We start from the raw sequence: 23,670 nt of genomic DNA, 5'->3' as shown, positions 1-23,670 counted from the left end.
CCATGCACGCGCGGGGCGTGGGAACGATCCTCAAGCCCGCCAGGCCCCTCCAACCGGTAGCGATCCAGCCACTTGTAACCGGTCTTGCGACTGATCTCGTAGCGCTCGCAAAGCTCCGTCATCGTCCACAAGCCGGTTCGCTGTTCCGATATGAAGCGTACCCGTTGGTCCATTGCACAGCTCTCTCGCCAAGGCATCGGCTGATCCTCCCAGCCGATAGAGAACTGTCACCCGTCCATCCGGTCTACTGTGTTACCAATCTATCCGGTTTGGACAGGAAGGCACCTTCTCCCACAAGGGGAGAAGGAAGGGATCACCGCGTCCTGCGGAACGTCAAATTAATCCGCTTCCTTCCCAGCAGCGCGTGCTCGCCTTCCGCAAGCGGCGCGACGCCGTGATAGGCGAGCCTGCTCGCCCCGCCCCAGACCACGACATCGCCATGCGCCAGCCGGAAGCGGCGCGGCTTGTCGCTGCGCGCCATGCCGCCGAACAGGAAGGTCGCGGGCAGGCCGAGCGAGACCGAGACGATCGGCGCCGAATAATCCAGCTCGTCCTTGTCCTGATGCAGCGACAGCCGCGTGCCGGGCTCGTAGCGGTTGACGAGGCAGGCATCGGGCGCGAAGTCTTTGAAGCCGCCCTGCTCCGCGGCGCGGCGGGCCAGATCGCAAAACACCGGCGGCATCGCTGGCCATGGCGCGCCGGTGCGCGGATCGATCGGATCATAGCGATAGCCGGTGTGATCGGTGATCCAGCCGCGCTCGCCACAATTGGTCATCGCCACGGACATCTGATAGCCGCCGGGCGTGGTCATCCGCCGGAACGGCGATTGCGCCACGATGGCGCGTACCGCTTCGATCAGCTCGGTCTCGATCGGCTTGACGAAGCCGCGCAGCAGCACGGCGCCGTCGGCGATCTCCTCGCGCGAGGGCTGCGCCTCGACGACGCTGTCGAACAGATCACTTGTCAATCGCAACGCTCATTTGGCATCGTGGAAGATCACACCCAGCGTGTGGCGCTGGCCGGACCTGATGCGGCTGACGCCGTGGCGGAGATTAACGCGGTAGGTGCCGCGTGTCCCCTGCACCGGGCGGTGATGCACAGCGAAGGCAACCGCATCTCCCTGCGCGAGCGGCACCACCTCGGCGCGGGACTGCATGCGCGGGCGCTGCTCGGTCAGCACGAACTCGCCACCGGTGAAATCGCGTCCGGGCTCCGAGAGCAGGATCGCGACCTGGAGCGGGAACACGTGCTCGCCATAGAGGTCCTGGTGCAGGCAGTTGTAGTCGCCCGCCTCGTATTGCAGCAGCAGCGGTGTGGGCCGCGCCTGCCCGGCCTCGTGGCAGCGCTTCAGAAACGCCGCGTGCGCTGAGGGATAGCGGATGTCGATCCCCATCGCCTCGTTCCAGCGATCGGCGACGCCTTGCAGGTGCGCATAGAGCGCCGGGCGCAGCTGCGCGATCAGATCGGGCAGCGGATAGGAGAAGTACTTGTATTCGCCGCGGCCAAAGCCGTGCCGGCCCATGACGATGCGGCTGCGGAAGTGTGCATCGTCAGGGTAGAGCGTTGCGATGGCGCGGCATTGGTCCGGCATCAGCAGGTTCTTCAGGACGGCGCAGCCCTGGGTGTCGAGTTCGGCGGTGATTTGTGGCCAGTCGAGGGCGTCGACGTGGGCGGCGAGGTCGGGAACGGAGGTTTGGGCCGATTTTCGTGCGGTCATTGTCATGGCAATCACCTATGCAGCCCGGCCCTCGCCCGCCACCCGATTTCCGATGACTACCTCCGCGTCATTGCGAGCGTAGCGAAGCAATCCAGGATCCCTCCGCGGAACCAGCCTGGATTGCTTCGTCGCAAGAGCTCCTCGCAATGACGCGGAGAGAGATCAGCCCCTCACCGGCAGCGTCGTCACGTCGTAGCCGTGCCTGATCGTCCGCTTCAGCACGGGGTCCTCGAGCTCGAAGTCGAAGCGCTCCGCCGGGCGGATGCCGCCCTTGGCCGCAAATGTGCCGCCGAACATGGCGCAGCCGTCGGGGAACTTGCCGCCCTCAAAGCCGCGCGCAATGAGATCGTTGACCGGGAGCATCGCGTCGAGCGTGCCCTCCTGGTAGAGCACGCGCTCGCCCTTGATCGTGGCGTAGGAGCGCAGGATCATCTTGTCCCAGTGGCCGACGACGTCCTCGAGCTCCCACAGCGTCGAGGCGATCGGCTTGTCGCACATCTGCTTGGAGACCGTGACATTATAGGCCTCGACCTTGCGGTCGGTATGATCGGAGCCGCAGCCGACGAAGATGCGGCCCTGCCAGCCGATCAGCACGAACTCGACCTCGCCACTGGAATCGCCGCCGCAGCATTCGATGCGGTCTTCCTGGGTCAACCGCCGCGCGGAGGCGCGGTAGTAGATCGGCGTCGAGGCCGGCGGGGCGATGCCCATCTCCTGCAGCTCGGCGATGTGCTTGTCGCGCGCGACGGGGTCGCGGCCGGTCCAGCCGGCGATGACCATCTGGTCGATCGCGAGCGTCAGCGGCGTGGTGGTGTCCTGGGCGTCGACGGTGAAAGTGAGGTCAAACACGAATGACGGCCTCCATGCCGGCAGCAAGTTCAAAGATGCGGCGGTCCGAGCCGCCCGCGCCCGCCAGCATCAGGCCGACGGGGACGTCGCCCGCGCGATGACAGGGCAGCGAGATGGCGCAGCCGTCGATCATGTTGATCAGGGTGCAGTTGCGCAGCGCGCGCAGGTTCTGAGTGGTGAACGCCTTGTCGTCGGCAAGATCGGCGATCTTCGGCGGCGTGTTGGCGGTGGTCGGCAGCACCAGGGCATCATAGGGTGCGATGCGTGCGTTGACGCGGGCGATCAGCGAGCGGCGCTCGTTGAGGAGATCGATGTAGTCCGCCGCGCTCTGCGCCTCGCCGCGCATGATGCGGACGACAACGCGGGGATCGTAGACGTCGCCCTTGGCCGTGATGAGATAGCGGTGCCAGGCATAGCTCTCGGACGCGGCGAAGCCGCCCTTGGCGTTCATCGGGCCGATGTCGTGGAATTCGGACATCTCGATCCGCTCGATGATGGCGCCATGGTCGGCGAGCGTCTTCAGCGCGCGCTCGAAGGTCGCGGAGACCTCCGCGTCGAGATCGTCGAGCGCGATCGTGGTGGGCACAGCGAGCCGCATGCCTCTTACGGGGCGCGGCTTCAGCGCCGTGATCGGCTCGTTGGCGAGCACGGCATCGAGTATGGCACAGCAGCTGACCGATCGCGCCAACGGCCCGATGCTGTCGAGCGAGAACGACAGCGGCACCGAGCCGTCGAGCGGCACGCGGCGCTGCGTCGGCTTGTAGCCGACGATGCCGTTGTAGGCGGCGGGAATGCGGCAGGAGCCGCCGGTGTCGGTGCCGAGCGCGCCATGCGCCATGCCGTCGAGCACGGACACCGCGGCGCCCGAGGAGGAGCCGCCGGGCACATGACCCTCGGCCCGATTCCAGGCGCCCTTCGGCGTGCCGTAATGCGGATTGATGCCGATGCCGGAATAGGCGAACTCGGTCATGTTGGTGCGGCCGATCAGCACGAAGCCGGCCTTGCGCAGCCGCGCGACCGCCGCCGCGTCGTGCTCCGCCGGATCGGAATCGTCGAGCGCACGGGAGCCCGCGCGCGTCGTCTGCCCCTGGATGTCGAAGAGATCCTTGATCGAGATGGGAATGCCGGCATAGCGCGACGGCGCCGCCTTGACCTTGCGCAGAGCATCCATGGAATCGGCGGTCGTCAGCGCCGCGTCCTTGTCGACATGGATGAAGGTGCGCCGGCCCTCGCCGGCAGGGTCGGCGATCCTGGCGATGCAGGCCTCGACCAGCTTGTGGGCGGTAGTGCGGCCGCCTTCGAGGTCTTCGGCGAGCTTCGCCAGCGTCGGAAAATCGGGCATGTCTGTCTCACGGAATATTGGCGCGCGCAATCTATAGCGCTGGCTCGGTTCGACACAAGCATTGTGCGCATGATGGCATGCATGCGCATTGCTGGACCGTTGACGCACGATGGTCGATTGTCGCATCAAGATCGAAACAGGCGGGCGCGAGGCCTGTCCTTGGGAGGAGCCGTCAATATGGCCGAACCGCAGCGCGCGCGACCGAAACCGACGCCGGAGACCCAGCACTTCTGGGACGGCACGAAAGCGGGCGAATTGCGCCTGCAGCGCTGCGACGTCTGCGCGCATGTCTACTTCCCGCCGCGCCCGTTCTGCCCGTCCTGTGCCTCGCGCAAGGTCAGCATCTTCAAGGCGAGCGGCAAGGGTTTCCTCTACAGCTACGTGATCAACCATCGTCCGGCCGCGCCCGGCTTCACGCCGCCTTATGCCATCGCCGTGGTCGAGCTCGACGAGGGCCCGCGGATGATGAGCAACATCATCGACTGCCCGCAGACGCCTGAGGCACTCGAGCTCGACATGAAGCTCGAGGTCGCCTTCCAAGAACTCGACGACAAGATCACCCTCCCCGTCTTCCGTCCGGCGAAGGGGTAAGTCATGCGCAGGAACCAGGTTGCCGTCGTCGGCGCGGCCGAGACCACCGAGCTCGGTGTCATCCCCAACACCTCGCAGCTCCAGCTCCATGCGGATGCGGCGCTCAATGCCATCGCGGACGCCGGGCTGAAGCTCTCCGACATCGACGGCTTTGCCACCGCGGTCGAGACGCCGCAGCAGGTCTGCCACTATCTCGGCATCAAGCCGACCTGGGTGGACGGCACCTCGGTCGGCGGCTGCTCGTTCATGCTGCATGTTCGCCACGCCGCGGCGGCGATCGAGGCGGGTCTCTGCAAGACCGTGCTGATCACCCATGCCGAGAGCGGCAAGTCGATGATCGGCAAGCTGCCGCGCTCGATCTCCGCCGACAGCCTGCAGGGCCAGTTCGAGGCGCCCTATGGCGTCTACGGCCCGCCCAGCATGTTCCCAATTCCCGTGCTGCGCTTCATGAAGACCTACGGCATCACGCACGAGCAGCTTGCTTCAGTGGCGGTGGTGCAGCGGGAATGGGCGGCGAGGAATCCGCGCGCGATGATGAAGGACCCGATCACGGTCACTGATGTCCTCAACTCGCGCATGATCGCCTATCCGTTCCGGCTGCTGCAGTGCTGCCTCGTCACCGACGGCGGCGGCGCGCTGATCCTGACATCGGCGGACCGCGCCAAGGATTTTCCGAGGAAGCCCGTCTACATCATGGGCACCGGCGAGAGCGTGGAGACGCCGATGGTCAGCCAGATGGAGACGTTCAACTCCTCGCGCGCCTTCAAGGTTGCCGGCCCCCTCGCCTTCAAGGAGGCAGGCATCGCGCACAACGACGTCGATCATCTCATGATCTACGATGCCTTCGCGCATCTGCCGCTGTTCGGCCTCGGCGACCTCGGCTTCATGCCCTATGAGGAGACGGGCCAGTTCATCGCGGACGGCAACACGCGGCCGGGTGGGAAACTGCCGCTCAACACCAATGGCGGCGGATTGAGCTACATGCATTCGGGCATGTACGGCATGTATGCGCTGCAGGAGAGCGTGCGCCAGATGCGCGGCATCGCGCCGGCGCAGGTGCCGAACGCGAAGATTTCGGTGTGCCACGGTGTCGGCGGCATGTTCGCGGCGAGTGGCACGATCGTGTTTACGAACGAGAGGTGATTTCTCGTCGTTCCGGGGTGGTCCGAAGGACCAGACCCGGAACCGCGAGATTCCGGGTTCGTGCTTCGCACGCCCCGGAATGACAGAGACAACAGGAGACTCCACATGAGCAAATCACTGCAGGACAAGGTCATCATCGTCACCGGCGCAGGCCGCGGCATCGGGCGCGAGATCGCACTGCTGTGCGCCGCGGAAGGCGCCAAGGTCGTGGTCAACGATCCCGGCGGAGCTGCCGACGGCGCCGGCTCAAACGCCGCGCCCGCGGAGGAAGTGGTCGAGGAAATCAAGAAGCGCGGCGGCACGGCCGTGGCCAATTTCGAGTCGGTCGCCGAAGCGATCCCCGCGAGCAAGATCGTGAAGACCGCGACCGATCATTTCGGCCGGCTCGATGGCGTCGTCAACAATGCCGGCATTTTGCGCGACATGATCTTCCACAAGATGAGCGTGGAAGCGTTCGAGGCCGTCATCAAGGTGCATCTGATGGGCTCGTTCTACGTCAGCCACGCCGCGGCGCGGATCTTCCGCGAGCAGGAGTCAGGCTCATTCGTGCATTTCACCTCGACCTCCGGCCTGATCGGCAACTTTGGCCAGGCCAACTACGCCGCCGCCAAGCTCGGCATCGTCGGACTATCGAAGTCGATAGCGCTCGACATGGGCCGCTTCAACGTCCGCTCCAACTGCGTGTCGCCGTTCGCCTGGACCCGCATGATCGGCACCATCCCGACCGAGACCGAGGCCGAGAAGGCGCGGGTCGAGAAGATCAAGCAGATGGGACCGGAGAAAATCGCGCCGCTCTGCGGCTATCTGCTCGGCGATTCCGCCAAGGACGTCACGGGGCAGATCTTTGGCGTGCGCATGAACGAGATCTTCCTGTTCAGCCAGAACCGCCCGATCCGCTCGGTGCAGCGGAGCGAAGGCTGGACACCGCAATCGATCGCGGAACACGGCATGCCGGCGCTGAAGGGTTCGTTCTACAAGCTCGACCGCTCCGCCGACATCTTCACGTGGGATCCGGTCTAACCGATCCCGGCATTTTGCTGCATTGCGAGCTCCGGTTGTCCAGCCGGAGATCGCCTGCTTTACGCCCGAATGCGGGCGGATGGTTTCCTCCCAACAAAAAATCGGGAGGCAACCATGACGAAACCACTGACCATTCCCGCAGGTACCAACGAGCCCTCTCTTGCGCGCCGCACCCTATTGAAGGGCGCGGCAGCCGCCGTCGCGGCGACGGGCGTCACCATGAACGGAGCCCTGGCAGCCTCCGTCGCCCCCCTGGGCCAGACCGGCGCACCGACGCGATCGACCGCGCCATTGCCCCTCGGACCACTGCCGGGCAGCCGCTACCCCGACTCTCATCTGGAATCGGCCAAGAAGGGGCCGCCGTCCTTCGGCCCGCCCGGCTTCCCGGCCTTCGCCGGCACCATGGCGGTCGAGCGCGTCGCAACCGGCTTCCGCTGGGCCGAGGGCCCCGTGTATTTCGCGGCCGGGCGATACGTGTTGTTCAGCGACATTCCGAACAACCGCATCATGCGCTTCTCGGAGGACGACGGTCATCTCAGCGTCTACCGCTCCCCGTCGATGAACTCGAACGGCAACACGATCGATCGCGAAGGACGCCTGATCACATGCGAGCATAGCGGCCGGCGCGTGACGCGGACCGAGCTCGACGGCTCGATCACCATCATCGCCGACAAATACAACGGCAAGCGGCTGAACTCCCCGAACGACGCGGTCGTGACTGCCGATGGCGCGATCTGGTTCACCGACCCCGCCTATGGCATCGGCGGCTTCTACGAGGGGATCAAGGCGGAGCCCGAGCAGGACAAGAAGAACGTCTACCGGGTCGACCCGAAGTCCGGCGAGGTCAAAGTCGTCGTCGACGATTTTGTCGAGCCCAACGGGCTCGCCATCTCGCCGGACGAGAAGAAGCTCTACATCTGCGACACTGGCTTCACCGATGGGCCGGACAACCCATCCCATATTCGCGTGTTCGACCTCGACGTGGCCGCGGGGAAGGTATCGAACAGCAAGGTCTTTGCAGACATGCCAAAACCGAGCATCACCGACGGTGTCCGCTGTGACACCGAAGGGCGGGTCTGGTGCTCGGTGGGCTGGGGCGATCCGAACGAGGACGGCGTGCGCTGCTATACGGCGTCGGGCGAATTGCTCGGCAAGATCCATATTCCGGAAACGGTTGCGAACTTGTGCTTCGGCGGCCAGCAGCGAAACAGGCTCTATATCTGCGGCTCGACATCGCTCTATGCCGTCTACACGAGTGTGCAGGGCGCGATGAAGCCGTGAGTTAGTGGCGCCGTCATTCCGGGCTGGTCCGCAAGGACCAGACCCGGAATCTCGAGGTTCCGGGTTCGATGCTTCGCATCGCCCCGGAACGACGGGTTGAGATTACCCCGTATTCCTCAACCCCGCCGAGATCCCGTTGATCGTCAGCTGAATCCCGCGCAGCACCTGCTCGTCCGGGTTCTGCGCGCGATGCTCTTTCAGCAGTTCGACCTGCACGTGGTTGAGCGGGTCGAGATAGGGGAAGCGGTGGCGCACTGAGCGCTCCAGCAGCGGATTGCCCTGCAGCAATCGGTCCTGGCCCATGATGTCGAGCAGCGTCTCGATGCAGGAATGCCATTCACGGCGGATGCGGCCGAAGATCTTTTCGCGCAAGGATTCGTCGGGCACGAGCTCGGCATAGCGCGAGGCGATTGCGATCGAGCTCTTCGCGAGCACCATGTCCATGTTCGACAGCAGCATGCGGAAGAACGGCCATTCCTTGTAGAGCTCTTTCAGGAACGGCATGCCCTGCTCTGGATGCGCGGCGATCCATTGCTCGACCGCGCTGCCGAAGCCGTACCAGCCCGGCAGCATCAGGCGGCATTGCGCCCAGGAGAACACCCAGGGGATGGCGCGCAGGTCCTCGATCGCGCGGGTCTTCTTGCGCGAGGCCGGACGGCTGCCGATGTTTAGCGTCGCGATCTCGTTGATGACCGTGGAGGCCCAGAAATAATCGACGAAGCCTTCGGTCTCGTAGACGAGGCCGCGATAAGCTCCAAGGGCGAGATTCGAAAGCTCGTCCATCGCGACCAGATATTCGCGGCGCGGCGCGCTCTGGCGCGGATGCAGGAGACTTGCTTCGAGCGTCGCGGCGGCGAGGATCTCCAGATTGTTGCGGCCGACCTCGGCGTTGGAATATTTCGACGAGATGATCTCGCCCTGCTCGGTGATGCGGATCTGGCCGTTCACGGCGCCGCCAGGCTGCGCGATGATGGCGTCATAGCTCGGCCCGCCGCCGCGGCCGACCGAGCCGCCGCGGCCATGGAACAGGCGCAGCCGCACGTGATGCCGCTCGAACACTTCGACGAGTCCGATCTCGGCCTTGTAGAGCTCCCAGCCCGAGGTGACGAAGCCGCCGTCCTTGTTGCTGTCGGAGTAACCGAGCATGACCTCCTGCACGCTGCCGCGGCTGTCGACGAGGCGGCGGTAATCGTGCAGCGACAGCATGCGGTCCATGATGCCGCTTGAAGCCTGCAAGTCCTCGATGGTCTCGAACAGCGGCACGATGTTGATGGCGCTGCGTCCGGAGGGATGGACGAGGCCGACCTCCTTCAAGAGTACCGCGACCTCGAGCATGTCGGACATGCCCTTGCACATCGAGATGATGCATTGCGGAATGGCGTCCGAGCCGAACCTCGCATGCGCCTCCGCGGCGGCATGGAACACATTGAGCTCGCCCATGGTCTCGTCGCTGTATTTGACGAAGGGCGACACCAGCGCGCGCGTCGAGCGCAATTCGTTCGTGAGCAGCGAGATGCGTGCGTCCTCGCCGAGCGCCAGATAGGACATGCCGGGATTGGCGGCGTCCATCAGCTCGGCAATGGTGCGTTCGTGCACGGCCGAGTTCTGGCGGATGTCGAGCCGGGCCAGGTGGAAGCCGAAGCAGTCCACCGCGCGGCGGAGCAGCCGCAGCCGGCCGCGCGCGATGACACGGGCGTTGTTGGAGATCAGCGAGCGGTGCAGCACGTCGAGGTCGGCTTGCAATTCCTTCACGCTCTCGTAGGGCGCGCCCTTGCCGACCGGCCGGCGCGTGATCTCGACCTCGAGCTTTTCGGCCGTGGCCGTGAGGCGGGCATAGATGCCGGAGACCGCCAGGCGATAGGGCTCGCCGCTCCGGTGCGGCGAAGTGTCCGGCGAACGCTCCGCCAGGTTGCGCAGCTCCTCGGAGACGTCGGCGAGGTGCGCCGCGATCGACAGCTCCGCGCCGAGCACGTGCAGTTCGTTCAGATAGAACTGCATCACCCGACTCGACTGCAGCCGCAGCGTGCCACGCATCACGTCGGCGGTGACGAAGGGATTGCCGTCGCGGTCGCCGCCGATCCAGCTGCCCATGCGCAGGAACGAGGCGAGCTCGCTGGCGGCCTGCTCGCCGCCCTCCTCCAGCCGGTCCTCCAGCGCGTTGATGAGCCGCGGCACCTCGCGCAGGAAGGTGTAGTCGTAGAACGCCAGGCCGTTGGCGACCTCGTCGAGCACGGTGAGCTTGGTCCGGCGGAGCAAATTGGTCTGCCACAGTGTCAGCACCTCGCGGCGGAGCTGCTCGTCGCTGGCATCTGCCTCCTCCCCAGTCAGCGCGACGCGCTCGCGGCGGTCGAGCAGGGCTGCAATCTCCATCTCGCGGTCCATGGTGCTCTTGCGGCGGACCTCGGTCGGGTGCGCGGTCAGCACCGGGCTGACCAGCGCGGTCTTGAAGAAGCTGCGAAGCTGGTCGGGGTCGATGCCGGCGTCCCTGGCGTGGGCGAGCGTTTCCGCCAGCACGCCGGAGCCGCCGCTTTTGGCGGCGCTGCGCGCGCGCATCTGACGGATGTTGTTCTGGTCCTCGGCGATGTTGGCAAGGTGCGAGAAATAGCTGAAGGCACGGACGATCCGCACGGTCTCGGAGATCGACATGCCGTCGAGGATCTGCTCGAGCTCGCGGCGGGCGAGCCGGTCCTCGTCGCGGTGAAACCGGATCGAGGTCTGCCTGATGCGCTCGACTAGGTCGAACACGTCGGCGCCCTCCTGGTCGCGCACGGTATCGCCGAGAATGCGCCCGAGCAGGCGGATGTCGTCCCGCAGCCGCGCATCCGCTTCCATCGCCTGGACGTCCTCAGGCCGGTTGGGGCGATGCTCGGTGGTGTCGGATGATACGGTCTGGAGGGACATGGCTCGCTCCCCTATTAGAGCTCCCAATGGCTCCCCGGCCCGTCGAGTGTGCGATATTTTTCTACCGCAGCGCAAGACGAAGTTGGTGGCGGCGCACAGGGCTGGGGTGATGATCAAGTGTCCCGGACAAGCAGCAACGCCGCAAGCGTTGCCGCGCAGAGCCGGGACCCAGATGCGACAGAACACATTGCCGCAATATGGGCCCCGGCTCTGCAGCGCACCACGCCGCGAAGACACGTCGCGCTGCGCTGCGTCCGGGGCACGAGAGCTTTCTCTTTTATAGGCATGCCTTCACGTTCTCGCGGCGCGTTCCGCCCGAGCTTTGCTGACCGTTTTCGCCCTCATCAAGAAGAAAGGGCGCAGGGAAGGCCGGGCGCCGGCTGGCACCCGAAGGTCCGCACGCGACAAGACGCACGCGGGGTGACCACAGGTGATGCCGGGCTCCCGGCCTTCCCTGCGCAATGGTTTTACGGCTTATGGCGCGCTCTCCCCGGGGAGCGATGCACTATTGCCCCCGTCGCCTTGCAGATGACTGATGCGCGCACCCGGTTGGGCCGCTTCACCACCGCAAGCCTTGACGCACAGACCCCGGGCGTCAGGACCACACGCTTTTGCCGTCCGCGGACGTCCCTCCCCAAACAGTCGGAAGCTCGCGCGTGCTCGCCCCCAATGCCGAAAAGAAACGCTGTGACCGCGCCGTGTCGTACCGCGGATCGTGATGGCTCACAGGCGCAGCCCGCCCTGCCACCCCGTCACGCGCCGGCGCTGCCGCGTCCATCGCATCCCGGCCTACGTATCGTGACGATCGCGAAACGTCCCTTTGACGGGCCAGGATGTGCTGCGGTTTACCCGAAACCGATAATTCGGTCAATCAGAATATTTTACGTTCCCATCCCTTGACCAGCATTTGGCGTGTTTTGCCCGCGGGCAACGAGAGGCATGGGCGCGCAGCATCGCCTGGTCGCGGCCCGCAGCACCGGAGATTGCCACCGACAGCCAGCGTAACAAACGAATGGAGATTTCGTCGCCTAAGGCCCAAGAGAACCTCACGACCATGTCCAATTCCAGCGCTTGCTGCGGCCAGAAAGCAAGATGACAACTTGCGGCGATAGTGGCAGAATGGTGACAGACGTGGTTTGAAGACTTGGCGACCAAGAACAACGAAGAGAATAGTTCGCCGCGGTCACGTTGTCCAAGGGAGGAGATGGCTCATGAAACGCTTGTTTCTGGGGTTGATCGCCGTTGCCCTGATCGCTTCGGCGTTTGTCGTATCCACCACAACAGTCATGGCGCAGACGAAGGTGTTGAAGATGCAGGCCACATGGCCGGCTTCGCTCACGCTCTATGACAACTTCACCTATTTCGCCGACCGGGTGAACAAGCTATCAGCCGGCGCGCTGAAGATCGAGGCGATGCCCGCCGGCCAGGTCGTGCCGGCGTTCGAGGTGCTGGATGCAACCCACAAGAAGGTGCTCGACGGAGCGCATGCGTGGGCCGGCTACTGGACCGGCAAGAACAAGACCGCGATCCTGTTCACCGGCGGTCCCGGCGGCACCTTCGGCATGGACTTCATGGACGTGATGGGTTGGCTCTATCACGGCGGCGGCCTCGATCTTTACAACGAGTTTTATCAGAAGGAGCTCAAGCTCAACCTCGTCGTGTTTCCAATCCTACCTGCGGGGCCACAGGCATTCGGCTGGTTCAAGAAGCCGATTCAGACGATCGAGGACATGAAGGGCATGAAATGCCGCCAGACCGGAATGGCCGGCGAAGTATGGCAGGCGCTCGGCTTCACGGTGGTCAACATGCCGGGCGGAGAAATCATTCCCTCCGCGCAACGCGGCGTGATCGATTGCGCCGAATGGGTCGGCGGCATCGAGGACCTGCAGCTCGGCTTCCACAACGTCTGGAAGTATCACTATTCACCCGGCTTGCATGAGAACGTGACGGTCGGCGAGCTCGTCATCAACGGCGATGTGTGGAAGGAGCTCAGCCCGCAACATCAGGAAATCATCAAGTCGGCGGCCAACGAGACATTCCTGGTCTGGTGGACCAAGTGGCAGCGCCAGAACGCCGATGCGCTGATTGAGATGCAGCAGAAGCACGGCGTACAGATCCTGCGCACGCCGACGGAGATCCTGCTGGCCTTCATCAAGAAGTGGGACGAGATCGCGGCGGCCGAGGGCGCCAAGAACCCGTTCTTCAAGAAGGTGCACGACTCGCAGAAGGCCTATGCCAGCGCTGTGGTGCCGTACAAGAGGTCTTACTTCCCGCCATACTCCTTCATGGCGAACTACTACTTCCCGACCGAGAAATAGGGACTTCCTCCGAGGGCGGCCGATTTGACCGCCCTCAATTCGCACGCAGGCGGCTGCTTTGTGCCGCGCGAACGATCGGCGAAAGGGGCGAGGCATGGCTGAGATAACAGGCAGGCAGCCGCCGGCGCTGCTGGCCATCATCCGGATGATCGACGGCTTCACGGACCGGACCGGCACGATCATCTCGTGGCTCTCGGTGCCACTGGTTCTCGCCGTCGCTTACGAGGTTGGAGCGCGTTACCTGTTCAACGCGCCGACCATATGGGCCTACGACGCAACCTACATGCTGTACGGCTCGCTCTTCATGCTTGGCGCCGCATACGCGCTGCACAAGGGCGCTCATATCCGTACCGACTTCTTCTGGGAGAAGTTCTCGATCCGTAGGAAGGGCTGGATCGACACGATCTCCTATGTCGTCTTCTTCTTCCCGAGCCTGATCATGCTGCTCCTGATCAGCTGGAACGAATTTCACTACGCGTGGCTGATCAACGAGACTTCGGACCAGACACCCTGGCGGCCCGTGCTGTGGCCGTTCAAATTCGTCGTGCCGCTCGCCTGCCTCCTGCTGCTGGTCCAGGGCGTGTCCGAGTTGATCAAGAGCATCTACATGGCGCGCACCGGCGTCGAACTGGAGCATAAGGAGAAGGTCGAGATATGACCGCAGAAGCGCTCATCGGCCTCATCATGCTTGTGGTGCTGCTTGGCGCGATCTTCATCGGTGTGCCGATCTCGTTCACGTTGCTGTTTCTCGCCTTCTCGTTCGGCTACTGGGGCATGGGCGGGACGGTCTTCGAGCTTGGTTACTTCCAGACCATCGGCATGATGAAGGAAGAACTCCTCGCCGCCGTACCGCTGTTCATCTTCATGGGCTTCATCACCGAGCAGGCGGGACTCATGGAGCGCCTTTTTACGGCGTTCCGCATGCTGCTTGCGCCAGTGCGCGGCGCACTCTTCCTCGTCGTCATCCTGACCTCGACCGTGTTCGCGATGGCGACAGGCATCGTCGGGGCGGCCGTCACCGTTCTTGGCATCATGGCATCGCCGATCATGACGAAGGCGGGCTATGATGCCAAGCTTTCAGCGGGCACCATCACGGCGGGCGGCACGCTCGGTATTCTCATTCCCCCGTCGGTCATGCTGATCGTGATGGGGCCGGTGCTCGGGGTTTCGGTCGCCGATCTCTATGCTGCAGCCTTCGGGCCGGGCTTTCTGCTGGCCGGCATCTACATCGCCTATCTGATGGGTCGCTCCTTCATCAATCCCAAGCTCGGGCCGCCAGTGCCAAAGGATGAGCGGATCCACTCCGCTGGATACATTGCGCGCGAGGTGGTCGTCGGCACGCTGCCGCTGCTCGGGCTCATCACGGCGACGCTCGGCTCCATCATCGGGGGACTTGCGACGCCGACGGAGGCGGCAGGCATCGGCAGCGTCGGCGCACTGATCCTCGCCATCGCATATGGCAGGTTCTCGTTCAGCGGACTGCAGCGCGCTATGACCTCGACGATGGCGACGTCGAGCATGGTTCTGCTGCTGGCGGTCACGTCGAACATTTTCGGCGCGGTGTTCGCCCGCCTCGGCTCGGCGAACTGGATCACCGAGTCGATGCTCGGCCTGCAGCTGCCGCCGAGCCTCATGCTGATCGTCGTGCTCTTTCTCGTCTTCCTGCTGGGGTGGCCGTTTGAGTGGCCGGCCATCATCCTGGTGTTTCTGCCGATCTTCTATCCCGTCGTGAAAGGCATGGGCATCGACCTCATATGGTTCGGAGCGTTGGTTGCGGTGGTGCTACAGACCGCCTTCCTGTCGCCGCCCGTCGCCATGTCAGCGTACTATCTCAAGCAGGTGGTCAAGGGTTGGAGTCTCGCGACGATCTACGCTGGCATGTTCCAGTTCATGGTACTGCAGGTGATCTGCGTTGGCCTGATGATTGCTTTCCCCGGCATTGCGACCTGGTTCCCACACACGCTGCAAGAAGCATCTCGCAGCCAGGTGATCCCGGAGGAGTACAGAAAAATCCTGGAACAGCAGAAACAAGCACCGTCCCTGGAAGACGAGGACTGGTTGACACCAAAAAAGAAGTAGCCGCGCGATTGCGTGCGCTGCGCTGCTCAATTTCCGCTTCGATGGGTTGAGCCCTTGCGAAACCCATCATGCTTCGTCATCCGCAGACGGTTTGATGGGATTCGCTTACGCTCTACCCATCCAGCTTCGTTATCGCGGATGGATTGATGGGTTTCGCAAGGGCTCAACCCATCCTACGAGCTCTGCTCTCTGCGGGCGACCGCCGGCCTTGGCTCAGCGCCCTCAATTGCGCTGTGCGGTCCAGTAGCCTGAACAGCGCGCGTTTCCTGAATGGCCGCTCCACGTCCCGCGGCCAAAATGGCTCGAGAGCCGACCTGAGCCGGAGGCGAATTTGTCCTGAACCGTCACCGACGCCCGAACTGCGCCGGAACGCGCCACATAGCCTCTGAACCTGACTAAATTCGGATGTGTAACTATTCCGTCAGTGATGTTGACGGTGAAATTATAGGTCGCATCGCAAGGTCCTCTTTGCGTCACGAAGATGAGGTCCCAGGAGCCGTCGAATGCAGAGCGGGCTTGCGCGACGGAGTTGAAGGCGACCAAGCAGCCCACGGTCGCCACACAGGTGAAAAGCTTCTTCATTGTCTGCTCCAAGCTGTCTCCCACACATGGCGAGCGGAGCTGGCGAGTTCAATGCGGCTCGCCGGGGGCCGGATCTGGACTCGACCGGGCCACCCGCTTTCCTATAGGTTTACCCATGTGCAGCTGCTTTCCAAGCACAGCCAGCGGTGAGCGAAATGGCTGAAAAAATCGATGTCGACGTTACCGGCAAATCGCAGTTTGAAGTCGCCTACGAGATGGCGAGATTCATTCTCGTCAATATGGAAGGCCGCCAAGTGAAAAACATAAAGCGGCAAGAACTCTTGCATTTGGTGGCCGACTGCATCGAAGCCTTGCGCGGCATCAAGGTCAAGGAGATCATCAGCTAAGGAGGTAACTGGCAGCAAGCGCGCAGGATAGGTTGAGCCCTTGCGAAACCCATCATGCTTCCTCATCAGCATTGATGGGTTTCGCTGTCGCTCTACCCATCCTACGAGTTCGTATCACGCCGGCACGATCACCTTGCCGATCGGCCAGAGCGCAATGCCCGCGAGCTTCAGATGGGCCCATGCGAAAGGGATGCCGATGATGGTGACGGCGAGCACCAAGGCCGTCACGAGATGGCCGAGCGCCAGCCACCAGCCGGCGAGCACGAACCAGATGATGTTGCCGATCACCCCGAGCGGACCGGTGCCGATATCCTCGACACCGGTAACCTCGTAGCGGCTGACCGCCCGCGAGCCGAACGGCAGCAGCGTGTAGACCGCGATGTTGAACGCCGCGCGCGCCCAGGGCAGGCCGATGATGGTGACGGCCATGATGACCGCAGCCACCAGCCAGCCGAACGCCATCCAGGCGCCGCCGATGAGGATCCAGAGGATGTTGAGCAGGATGGAAACGGGGGTCATGGGATGATCCGGAGATGGATGATCCCGTCTATATAGGTTCGAAATCTGTCGTCGCTAAGACGCTTCAATGCTGGCAAGGCGTCGCCCGGATGGAGCGCAGCGTAATCCGGGAAGATCTCTCCGCGGCGAGAGATCCCGGATTACGCTTACGCTCCATCCGGGCTACGGACTGTCAGATCTTCCGCCCCGCCTGCTCCCAATAGGGATCGCGCAGGCGGCGCTTGAAGATCTTGCCGGAATCTTCGCGCGGCAGCCCGGTGCGGATCTCGATGTGCTTCGGCACCTTGTAGTCGGCGAGCGAGGCCTTCAATCGCGCGCGGACATCGGCGGCATCGAGCGTCACGCCGGCTTGCGGCTCGACCACGGCCATCAGCGCCTCACCGAATTCGGCGTCGGGGATGCCGAACACGGCGCAGTCATGCACGCCGGGAACGGCGTGCAGCACGGACTCGATCTCGGCCGGATAGATGTTGACGCCGCCCGAGATCACCATGTCGCGCTTGCGGTCGCAGATGAAGACGTAGCCGTCCTCGTCGATGTAGCCGACATCGCCGGAGGTGATGAAGCCGTCGCGGTCGATCTCGGCGCGCTTCTCTGGCTTGTTGTGGTAGGTGAAGTCGGCCAGCTCCGCCATGCGGGAATAGATCTCGCCGATCTCGCCGACGCCGAGCACGCGTCCGTCCTCGCCGATGAAGCGCAGCTCGGCGCCGGGCGAGATCTTGCCGACGGTCCCGGGCTTCTTCAGCGCATCCTCGGAGGTTGCGAAGGTGACGGCGCTGGATTCGGTCGAGCCGTAGAACTCGTGGATCACCGGGCCCCACCACTCGATCATCGCGCGTTTGACGTCGGCCGGGCACGGCGCGGCGGCGTGGATGACATGACGCAAGGAAGAGACGTCGTACTTCCTGCGCACCTCTTCCGGCAGCTTCATCAGGCGGATGAACATGGTCGGCACCATGAAGATGGTGTCGATTTTGTAGCGCTCGATCGCTTGCAGAAATTTCTCCGCCTCGAAGCGCGGCATCAGCACCAGCACCCCGCCGAGCTTGCCGGCGCGGATGCCGAACGAATTCGGCGCGGAATGATAGAGCGGGCCCGGCAATAGCGCACGGGCACCTGGCTTGAGCCCATAGATCATGGCGCGCATGCGCTCGCCGGCGGCCTGCTGCTCCGGCGTCGGCGCGTTGCGGCGGACGCCCTTGGGATGGCCTGTTGTGCCCGAGGTGTAGATCATGTTCATGGGTTGCGGCACGACCGGGCCGTCATAGGGCTGGTGTTGCGCGAGCCAGGCTTCGAAATCGATCGCAAAGTCCGGGGTCGTCAGATGATCGGGATCGATCTTGTAGTTGGACAGGATCTCCGGCGGCGTCGGCACGCTGAGCACGGTGACGCCACTTGGGATCGCATCGCGGAGGGCGTGCAGCATGTCGGCATGCCCGATCAGCACTGACGTGCCGGAGTCGTTCAGGATGTAATTGATCTCCTCCGGCTTGAAGTGCCAGTTGATCGGCACGCCATAGGCGCCGAGCCTCATCGCAGCGTAGGCAGCTTCGAGGAAGGCGATGTCGTTGCGCATCAGCATGCAGACGCAATCGCCTTGGCGGACGCCGATTTTGGCGAGGCCGCTTGCGATGCGGTCGGCGCGGGCGGTGACCTCGACGTGGGAACGGCGGCGCTCGCCGGAGACGATACCGAGGAATGGGGACGTTTCGCTCATTTTTGTTTTTCTTTGTTGTGAGTTTGTCATTCCGGGATGGTCCGAAGGACCAGACCTCAGGTGCGCAATTGCGCACCGGGGAATCTCGAGGTTCCGGGTTCGATGCTGCGCATCGCCCGGAACGACCGGGAGATCAATCCGCAAACTTCGGCGCGCGCTTCTCCAGATTGGCACGCACCGCCTCGATCTGGTTGGCGCTGCCGATCAGCTTCTGCTGCTCGACGGACTCGGCCAGCAGCGCGGGCCCTGGATCGACCGAGAGATTGTTCAGCATCCGCTTGGCGGCGCGGATCGCGTCCGGGCTCTTGCCGGCGATCTCGCGCGCGACTTCGAGCGCGGCTGCGCGCGGATTGTCGCAGATGCGCGTGGCGAGGCCGTAAGTCATTGCCTCCTGTGCGGAGAAGATGCGGCCAGTGTAGGTGAGATCCCGCAGGATGTCGTCGCGCACCAGCGAGGCCAGGATCGGCGTGCCCGCCATATCAGGCACGAGGCCCCATTTGATCTCCATCACCGACATCCGCGCATCGGGCGCGAGGAAGCGCATGTCGGCACCGAGCGAGAGCTGGAAGCCACCGCCGAAGGCGACGCCATGCACGGCCGCGATCACCGGAACCGGAAGCTGGCGCCAGCCCCATACCGCCTGTTGCGGAAAGTTCGCCTGGCCATGCGTCCGCTTGGTGAGGTCGCGATTTTCGCCACCCGGAATTCCGTTGCCGCCCTTCTCCTTCATGGCGGCAAAACGCCCCATGTCGAGCCCGGCGCAGAAGGCACGGCCTTCACCCGAGAGCACGACGACGCGCAGGCCTTTTTCCTTGGAAAGCCGGTCGGTTGCGGCGACGAGGGCCTCGAACATGGGCTGATCCAGCGCATTCATCTTGTCAGCGCGCACCAGGCGCACGTCGGCGACGCCTTCCGAGATCGAGATCGAGACGCGATCTTCCATGGACGAATTCTCCCCTGTTCTTGTTCAGTGCCGCTTTACAGAAGGCTGACGGCCGGATTTAGTCAATCGACCAATTAACTGACAATCCGTACGGGAGAAACAGCGATGTTCAAGGAAAATCTTCTGGCCGGACGGCGCATTCTCGTGACCGGCGGCGGCACCGGGCTCGGCAAATCGATGGCGGCGCGCTTCCTCCAGCTCGGCGCCGAGGTGCACATCTGCGGCCGGCGCAAGATCGTGTGCGACGAGACAGCGACCGAATTGATGGATCTCTATGGCGGCCGCGTCACCAGCCACGGCGTCGACATCCGCAACGCGCTCGCGGTGGAGGAGATGATCGAGACCATCTTTCGCGATGGCCCCCTCACCGATCTCATCAACAACGCCGCCGGCAACTTCATCTCGCGTACCGAGGAACTGTCCCCGCGCGGCTTCGATGCGGTCGCCAACATCGTCATGCACGGCACGTTCTACGTGACGCACGCGGTCGGCAAGCGCTGGATCGCGCTAAAGCAGCCCGGCAATGTCGTCTCCATCACCGTGACCTGGGTGCGCAACGGCTCGCCCTACGTGGTGCCGTCGGCGATGAGCAAATCCGCCATCCATGCCATGACGATGTCGCTCGCGACCGAATGGGGCCGCTACGGCATCCGCCTCAACACCATTGCACCCGGTGAGATCCCGACCGAGGGCATGAGCAAGCGCATCAAGCCCGGCGACGAAGCCGGCGCGCGCACTAGGGCGATGAACCCGATGGGCCGGGTCGGCACAATGGAGGAATTGCAGAACCTTGCCGTGTTCCTGATCTCGGGCGGATGCGACTGGATCAACGGCGAGACCATCGCCATGGACGGCGCGCAGGCGCTCGCCATGGGTGGCAATTTCTACCAGCTCCGCGACTGGAGCGACGACGACTGGAAGACCGCGCGCGAGAGCATCATGGCGCAGAACGAGAAGGACCGGGCGAAGCGGGGGTGATCCGCGCTGCGAGAGCGAGGGCCGACGCTTTCGCCTCGCATCCAACTGTCGTCCCCGCGAAGGCGGGGACCCATAACCCCAGGGAGAAGTTTGACGCGAGACCGGCAACTCCGAGTCTTCGCAAAACCTCTCCCTGTGGCTACCGCGACGAGCGCAAGCGCTCGCGCTGAGGTCCCGGATCTGCGCGCGCTTTGGGCGCGCTTGTCCGGGACGACAGCGAGGCGTCTTGTCTTCACCCGCGGATGACGCCACACTCCCGGGCATAAAAACAAGAGCCACGGGAGAAACATGTCCACACAGCCATTGGCGAACCTCGCCGACATGGTGCGCGAGCGTGCGAAGAGCCGCGGCAGCGCCATTGCCTATGAGTTCGAGGGCCGCACCACCAGCTTCGCCGAGTTCGACATCAAGACCAACAAGGTCGCGAACGCGCTCCTCGCGATGGGCGTGAAGAAGGGCGACCGCATCGCCTATCTCGGCAAGAACAGCGACACCTATTTCGAGCTCTTGATGGGTGCGATGAAGGCAGGCGTGGTGATGGCGCCGGTGAACTGGCGGCTCGCCGGGCCCGAAGTCGCCTTCATCGTTTCGGATTGCAAGGCGCCGGTGCTGTTCGTCGGGCCGGAGTTCATCACACAGGTTCGCCAGATCAGGGATCAGATACTGGGAGTGCGCACGATCATCACCACCGAAGGCAGCGCGCCGGAGTGGCAGGATTTTGCGGCTTGGCGCGATGCGCAGAGCGGCGACGATGCAAGAGTGCCGATCGACACCAAGGACATCGCGATCCAGCTCTACACGTCGGGTACCACCGGCAAGCCGAAGGGCGCGATGCTGAGCCACGCGAACTTCCTCAACCTGGTGCAGACCGGAAACGCCGAGGACAAGCCGGAATGGAACCGGTGGTCGACCGACGACGTCTCGCTGGTGGCGATGCCGATCTTCCACATCGGCGGTTCGGGCTGGGGCGTGATGGGGCTCTATCACGGCGCCCGCGGCGTGATCGCGCGCGAGTTCGATCCGGCCAAGGTGCTGGATTTCTTCGAGCAGTCGGGCATCACAAAGCTGTTCATGGTGCCGGCGGCGATGCAGTTCGTGGTGCGGCAGCCGCGCGCCAAGACGGTGGATTTCTCCAGGCTGAAATACATGCTGTACGGCGCCTCGCCGATCCCGGCGGCGCTGCTGAAGGAGTGCATCGAGGTCTTCAAATGCGGCTTCGTGCAGATGTACGGCATGACCGAGACCACCGGCACCATCGTCGCGCTGCCGCCGGAGGACCACGTCGAAGGGCTGGAGCGGATGCGCTCGGCCGGCAAGGCGCTGCCGGGCGTCGAGATCGCGATCCTCGATCCCGACGGCAAGCCGCTGCCGCCGCGTCAGGTCGGCGAGATCGCGACGCGCTCGGGCTCGAACATGGCGGGCTACTGGAATCTGCCGGAGGCGACCGCCGCGACCCTGCGCAGTGACGGCTGGCTGCGTACCGGCGATGCCGGCTACATGGACGAGGACGGCTATCTCTACATCCACGACCGCATCAAGGACATGATCATCTCCGGCGGCGAGAACATCTATCCCGCCGAGGTCGAGAGCGCGCTGTGCGATCATCCTGACGTCGCCGAGGCGGCCGTGATCGGCGTGCCCGACGACAAATGGGGCGAAGCGGTGAAGGCTGTCGTGGTGATGAAGCCGGGCAAGCAGGCGACCGCCACCGACATCATCAACTTCACCCGCGAGCGCATCGCCGGCTACAAGACGCCGAAGAGCGTGGAGTTTCTGCCGGCGCTGCCAAGGAATCCGAGCGGCAAGATTTTGCGGCGGCAATTGCGCGAGCCGTATTGGGCGGGGAAGGATCGAAGGGTGAATTGATCGCGCGGCCCGTAGGGTGGGGTTAGCCGCAGGCGTAACCCACCTCTTTGCTGCCCGCGCGGATAGAGATCGGTGGGTTACGCCGAGCATTGCGCTTCGCGCAATCGCACGGCTAACCCACCCTACGGTCCAGCCTCAATGCTTCCCCGGCCCCATATACCCGAACAAGAACCCCGCCACCTTGCGCATCTGGATCTCCTCACTGCCTTCGGTGATGCGATAGCGGCGGTGGTGGCGGTAGATGTGCTCGAACGGCTTGTGGCGTGAGTAGCCCATGCCGCCGTGGACTTGCATGGCGCGGTCGGCGGATTCGCAGCAGAGGCGGTTTGCCCAGTAGTTGCACATGGAGACGCGGTCGGAGAGCGTGCGCTCGACCTGCTCCTCGGTGAGCTGGTCCATCTCCCAGGCGGTCTTGCGGATCAGAAGACGCAGCATCTCGGCTTGCGTGGCGAGCTCGACCAGCGGGAACTGGATCGCCTGGTTCTCCGCGAGCGCCTTGCCGAACGGCTTTCGCTCGCGCGCATATTTCACGCTCTCGTTGATGCAGTAGACGGCGGCGCCGAGCGAGCTTGCGGCCTGGCGGATGCGGTTCTGGTGCACGAAGCATTGCGCCAGCGACAGGCCGCGACCGACTTCGCCGAACAGCGCATCCTCGGGCACGAACACGTCGGTGAAGCTGACGCGGGGGTGATCGGTCGGCATGTTGAAGGTCCACATGTACTCCTCGACCTTGACGCCGGGATTCTTGGCCGGCACCAGGAAGCAGGTGATGCCGCGCGCATCGCCGTCATTGCCCGACGTGCGCGCGAACAGCGCGCAATGCGTGGCGACGTGCATGCCTGTCGTCCACATCTTCTCGCCGTTGATGATCCAGCCCTTGACGTTGTCGCGGGTCGCAGGCACCGCGCGTGTCTCCATGTGGGTGGCGTCCGAGCCGTGATGCGGCTCGGTCAGACCAAAGGTGATGCGGTACTTGCCCTTGATCGAGCCGTCGATCATCGCCTTCTGATCGTCGCGGCCGTAGCGGTCGAGCATGGTGACGACCGGGAAATTGCCGACGATGGAGTGCTCGTTCTGGAGGTCGTTGTGCAGGCCGAGGCCCTTCGCGGCAAAGTGCTCGCGGATCACGGCCATCCAGAGGTTGGAGCCGTCCTTGCCGCCATATTGCTTTGGCACCGGAAAACGCAAATGCCCGGCAGCATCGGCGAGATCCTTGGCCTTGCGCAGCAGCGCTTCCCATTCGTGGCGCGGCAGGCCGCCATTCTCGAAATCGGTGCGCGCCCATTCGCGGCGATGGTCGAAGAAGCGGATGTTGTCGTCGGCCTCTTCCAGCGGCTTGATCTCGCGTTCGATGAAACGGTCGAGCTCTCCGAGATAGGCGACGAGATCGGCAGGCAATGAGAAATCCACAGGTTCTCTCCCGGATTGATTTTATCGTTTTGCGTTAAGGCGCTAGGCGCGCTTTTGCTTGGCACGA

At 63.9% G+C, this 23,670-nt stretch carries 21 protein-coding genes; 10 read left to right on the top strand and 11 right to left on the bottom strand.

Going from position 1 to position 23,670, the window contains the following annotated elements:
* The 5 genes from YU9_RS49675 to YU9_RS0102130 form a co-directional block, all read right to left on the bottom strand.
* Positions 1-173: helix-turn-helix domain-containing protein (locus YU9_RS49675; RefSeq protein ID WP_256375851.1), on the bottom strand; the 173-nt coding region annotated here is incomplete at its 3' end.
* Between the two features lie 140 nt (positions 174-313).
* Positions 314-967 carry a DNA oxidative demethylase AlkB gene (gene alkB / locus YU9_RS0102145; protein ID WP_027571297.1) on the bottom strand — a complete coding sequence of 218 codons (654 nt, stop codon included), beginning with the start codon at positions 965-967 and terminating at the stop codon, positions 314-316.
* 9 nt (positions 968-976) lie between these two features.
* Positions 977-1,723 (bottom strand): 2OG-Fe(II) oxygenase, encoded by a 747-nt coding sequence (locus tag YU9_RS0102140; RefSeq protein ID WP_027571296.1) that lies wholly within the window; start codon positions 1,721-1,723, stop codon positions 977-979.
* A gap of 156 nt (positions 1,724-1,879) precedes the next feature.
* Positions 1,880-2,566, bottom strand: a complete 687-nt coding sequence (locus tag YU9_RS0102135; protein ID WP_027571295.1) for a DUF2848 domain-containing protein — start codon at positions 2,564-2,566, stop codon at positions 1,880-1,882.
* Complete coding sequence (locus YU9_RS0102130) at positions 2,559-3,908, bottom strand: amidase (RefSeq protein WP_027571294.1); 1,350 nt, start codon at positions 3,906-3,908, stop codon at positions 2,559-2,561. The genes YU9_RS0102135 and YU9_RS0102130 overlap by 8 nt, the downstream gene beginning before the upstream one ends.
* Before the next feature lie 177 nt (positions 3,909-4,085).
* Here YU9_RS0102130 and YU9_RS0102125 point away from each other — a divergent pair, with 177 nt between their 5' ends.
* The 4 genes from YU9_RS0102125 (at position 4,086) to YU9_RS0102110 (ending at position 7,943) form a co-directional block, all read left to right on the top strand.
* On the top strand, positions 4,086-4,499 hold the full coding sequence (locus YU9_RS0102125; RefSeq protein WP_027571293.1) for a Zn-ribbon domain-containing OB-fold protein: 414 nt from the start codon (positions 4,086-4,088) through the stop codon (positions 4,497-4,499).
* 3 nt (positions 4,500-4,502) lie between these two features.
* Positions 4,503-5,642 (top strand): thiolase, encoded by a 1,140-nt coding sequence (locus tag YU9_RS0102120; RefSeq protein ID WP_027571292.1) that lies wholly within the window; start codon positions 4,503-4,505, stop codon positions 5,640-5,642.
* 105 nt (positions 5,643-5,747) lie between these two features.
* On the top strand, positions 5,748-6,662 hold the full coding sequence (locus tag YU9_RS0102115; protein ID WP_027571291.1) for an SDR family NAD(P)-dependent oxidoreductase: 915 nt from the start codon (positions 5,748-5,750) through the stop codon (positions 6,660-6,662).
* Positions 6,663-6,776: 114 nt separating this feature from the next.
* Positions 6,777-7,943, top strand: a complete 1,167-nt coding sequence (locus YU9_RS0102110; protein ID WP_027571290.1) for an SMP-30/gluconolactonase/LRE family protein — start codon at positions 6,777-6,779, stop codon at positions 7,941-7,943.
* 102 nt (positions 7,944-8,045) lie between these two features.
* Here YU9_RS0102110 and ppc read toward each other — a convergent pair whose 3' ends face one another.
* Entirely contained in the window at positions 8,046-10,775 is a 2,730-nt protein-coding gene (gene ppc, locus YU9_RS0102105; RefSeq protein WP_371259096.1) for a phosphoenolpyruvate carboxylase, read from the bottom strand.
* A gap of 1,280 nt (positions 10,776-12,055) precedes the next feature.
* Between ppc and YU9_RS40615 the strand changes: the two genes are divergently transcribed.
* The 3 genes from YU9_RS40615 to YU9_RS40605 all read left to right on the top strand — a co-directional run bounded on the left by YU9_RS40615 (position 12,056) and on the right by YU9_RS40605 (position 15,241).
* The gene (locus YU9_RS40615) at positions 12,056-13,162 is read left to right on the top strand and encodes a TRAP transporter substrate-binding protein (protein WP_084298871.1); all 1,107 of its coding nucleotides are present in this window, start codon (positions 12,056-12,058) and stop codon (positions 13,160-13,162) included.
* A 94-nt stretch (positions 13,163-13,256) separates the two neighbouring features.
* Complete coding sequence (locus YU9_RS40610; RefSeq protein WP_051380303.1) at positions 13,257-13,820, top strand: TRAP transporter small permease subunit; 564 nt, start codon at positions 13,257-13,259, stop codon at positions 13,818-13,820.
* Positions 13,817-15,241, top strand: coding sequence for a TRAP transporter large permease subunit (locus YU9_RS40605; RefSeq protein ID WP_063623697.1), 1,425 nt, complete (start codon positions 13,817-13,819; stop codon positions 15,239-15,241). The genes YU9_RS40610 and YU9_RS40605 overlap by 4 nt, the downstream gene beginning before the upstream one ends.
* Positions 15,242-15,463: 222 nt before the next feature.
* On the opposite strand, the gene YU9_RS45300 is transcribed toward YU9_RS40605, so the two are convergent.
* Entirely contained in the window at positions 15,464-15,823 is a 360-nt protein-coding gene (locus YU9_RS45300; RefSeq protein WP_084298875.1) for a hypothetical protein, read from the bottom strand.
* A 155-nt stretch (positions 15,824-15,978) separates the two neighbouring features.
* Here YU9_RS45300 and YU9_RS0102085 point away from each other — a divergent pair, with 155 nt between their 5' ends.
* Positions 15,979-16,170, top strand: coding sequence for a hypothetical protein (locus YU9_RS0102085; RefSeq protein ID WP_027571288.1), 192 nt, complete (start codon positions 15,979-15,981; stop codon positions 16,168-16,170).
* A 114-nt stretch (positions 16,171-16,284) separates the two neighbouring features.
* On the opposite strand, the gene YU9_RS0102080 is transcribed toward YU9_RS0102085, so the two are convergent.
* The 3 genes from YU9_RS0102080 to YU9_RS0102070 all read right to left on the bottom strand — a co-directional run bounded on the left by YU9_RS0102080 (position 16,285) and on the right by YU9_RS0102070 (position 19,349).
* Positions 16,285-16,689, bottom strand: coding sequence for a YccF domain-containing protein (locus tag YU9_RS0102080; RefSeq protein WP_027571287.1), 405 nt, complete (start codon positions 16,687-16,689; stop codon positions 16,285-16,287).
* A gap of 172 nt (positions 16,690-16,861) precedes the next feature.
* A complete protein-coding gene (locus YU9_RS0102075; protein ID WP_027571286.1) occupies positions 16,862-18,406 on the bottom strand; it encodes an acyl-CoA synthetase in 1,545 nt (514 codons plus the stop codon).
* Between the two features lie 133 nt (positions 18,407-18,539).
* On the bottom strand, positions 18,540-19,349 hold the full coding sequence (locus YU9_RS0102070) for a crotonase/enoyl-CoA hydratase family protein (protein WP_027571285.1): 810 nt from the start codon (positions 19,347-19,349) through the stop codon (positions 18,540-18,542).
* A 105-nt stretch (positions 19,350-19,454) separates the two neighbouring features.
* Here YU9_RS0102070 and YU9_RS0102065 point away from each other — a divergent pair, with 105 nt between their 5' ends.
* Positions 19,455-20,327 carry an SDR family oxidoreductase gene (locus YU9_RS0102065; protein WP_027571284.1) on the top strand — a complete coding sequence of 291 codons (873 nt, stop codon included), beginning with the start codon at positions 19,455-19,457 and terminating at the stop codon, positions 20,325-20,327.
* A gap of 288 nt (positions 20,328-20,615) precedes the next feature.
* Positions 20,616-22,193 (top strand): fatty acid--CoA ligase, encoded by a 1,578-nt coding sequence (locus tag YU9_RS0102060; RefSeq protein ID WP_027571283.1) that lies wholly within the window; start codon positions 20,616-20,618, stop codon positions 22,191-22,193.
* 135 nt (positions 22,194-22,328) lie between these two features.
* Here the strand turns inward: YU9_RS0102060 and YU9_RS0102055 are convergent, their stop codons facing one another.
* Positions 22,329-23,603 carry an acyl-CoA dehydrogenase family protein gene (locus YU9_RS0102055; protein WP_027571282.1) on the bottom strand — a complete coding sequence of 425 codons (1,275 nt, stop codon included), beginning with the start codon at positions 23,601-23,603 and terminating at the stop codon, positions 22,329-22,331.
* Between the last annotated feature and the right edge of the window lie 67 nt (positions 23,604-23,670).

Source organism: Bradyrhizobium sp. WSM1743, assembly GCF_000473065.1.
In the GTDB taxonomy this organism is placed as follows: domain Bacteria; phylum Pseudomonadota; class Alphaproteobacteria; order Rhizobiales; family Xanthobacteraceae; genus Bradyrhizobium.
This window is presented reverse-complemented; position numbering and strand designations above follow the sequence as displayed.

Excerpts from the sequence above, each read along its gene's own strand:
- YU9_RS0102140 (WP_027571296.1), bottom strand. The coding sequence starts at position 1,723 with ATGACAATGACCGCACGAAAATCGGCCCAAACCTCCGTTCCCGACCTC.
- YU9_RS0102130 (WP_027571294.1), bottom strand. The coding sequence starts at position 3,908 with ATGCCCGATTTTCCGACGCTGGCGAAGCTCGCCGAAGACCTCGAAGGC.
- YU9_RS0102125 (WP_027571293.1), top strand. The coding sequence starts at position 4,086 with ATGGCCGAACCGCAGCGCGCGCGACCGAAACCGACGCCGGAGACCCAG.
- YU9_RS0102120 (WP_027571292.1), top strand. The coding sequence starts at position 4,503 with ATGCGCAGGAACCAGGTTGCCGTCGTCGGCGCGGCCGAGACCACCGAG.
- YU9_RS0102115 (WP_027571291.1), top strand. The coding sequence starts at position 5,748 with ATGAGCAAATCACTGCAGGACAAGGTCATCATCGTCACCGGCGCAGGC.
- YU9_RS0102110 (WP_027571290.1), top strand. The coding sequence starts at position 6,777 with ATGACGAAACCACTGACCATTCCCGCAGGTACCAACGAGCCCTCTCTT.
- ppc (WP_371259096.1), bottom strand. The coding sequence starts at position 10,775 with ATGGAAGCGGATGCGCGGCTGCGGGACGACATCCGCCTGCTCGGGCGC.
- YU9_RS40615 (WP_084298871.1), top strand. The coding sequence starts at position 12,056 with ATGAAACGCTTGTTTCTGGGGTTGATCGCCGTTGCCCTGATCGCTTCG.
- YU9_RS40610 (WP_051380303.1), top strand. The coding sequence starts at position 13,257 with ATGGCTGAGATAACAGGCAGGCAGCCGCCGGCGCTGCTGGCCATCATC.
- YU9_RS40605 (WP_063623697.1), top strand. The coding sequence starts at position 13,817 with ATGACCGCAGAAGCGCTCATCGGCCTCATCATGCTTGTGGTGCTGCTT.
- YU9_RS45300 (WP_084298875.1), bottom strand. The coding sequence starts at position 15,823 with ATGAAGAAGCTTTTCACCTGTGTGGCGACCGTGGGCTGCTTGGTCGCC.
- YU9_RS0102085 (WP_027571288.1), top strand. The coding sequence starts at position 15,979 with ATGGCTGAAAAAATCGATGTCGACGTTACCGGCAAATCGCAGTTTGAA.
- YU9_RS0102080 (WP_027571287.1), bottom strand. The coding sequence starts at position 16,689 with ATGACCCCCGTTTCCATCCTGCTCAACATCCTCTGGATCCTCATCGGC.
- YU9_RS0102075 (WP_027571286.1), bottom strand. The coding sequence starts at position 18,406 with ATGAGCGAAACGTCCCCATTCCTCGGTATCGTCTCCGGCGAGCGCCGC.
- YU9_RS0102070 (WP_027571285.1), bottom strand. The coding sequence starts at position 19,349 with ATGGAAGATCGCGTCTCGATCTCGATCTCGGAAGGCGTCGCCGACGTG.
- YU9_RS0102065 (WP_027571284.1), top strand. The coding sequence starts at position 19,455 with ATGTTCAAGGAAAATCTTCTGGCCGGACGGCGCATTCTCGTGACCGGC.
- YU9_RS0102060 (WP_027571283.1), top strand. The coding sequence starts at position 20,616 with ATGTCCACACAGCCATTGGCGAACCTCGCCGACATGGTGCGCGAGCGT.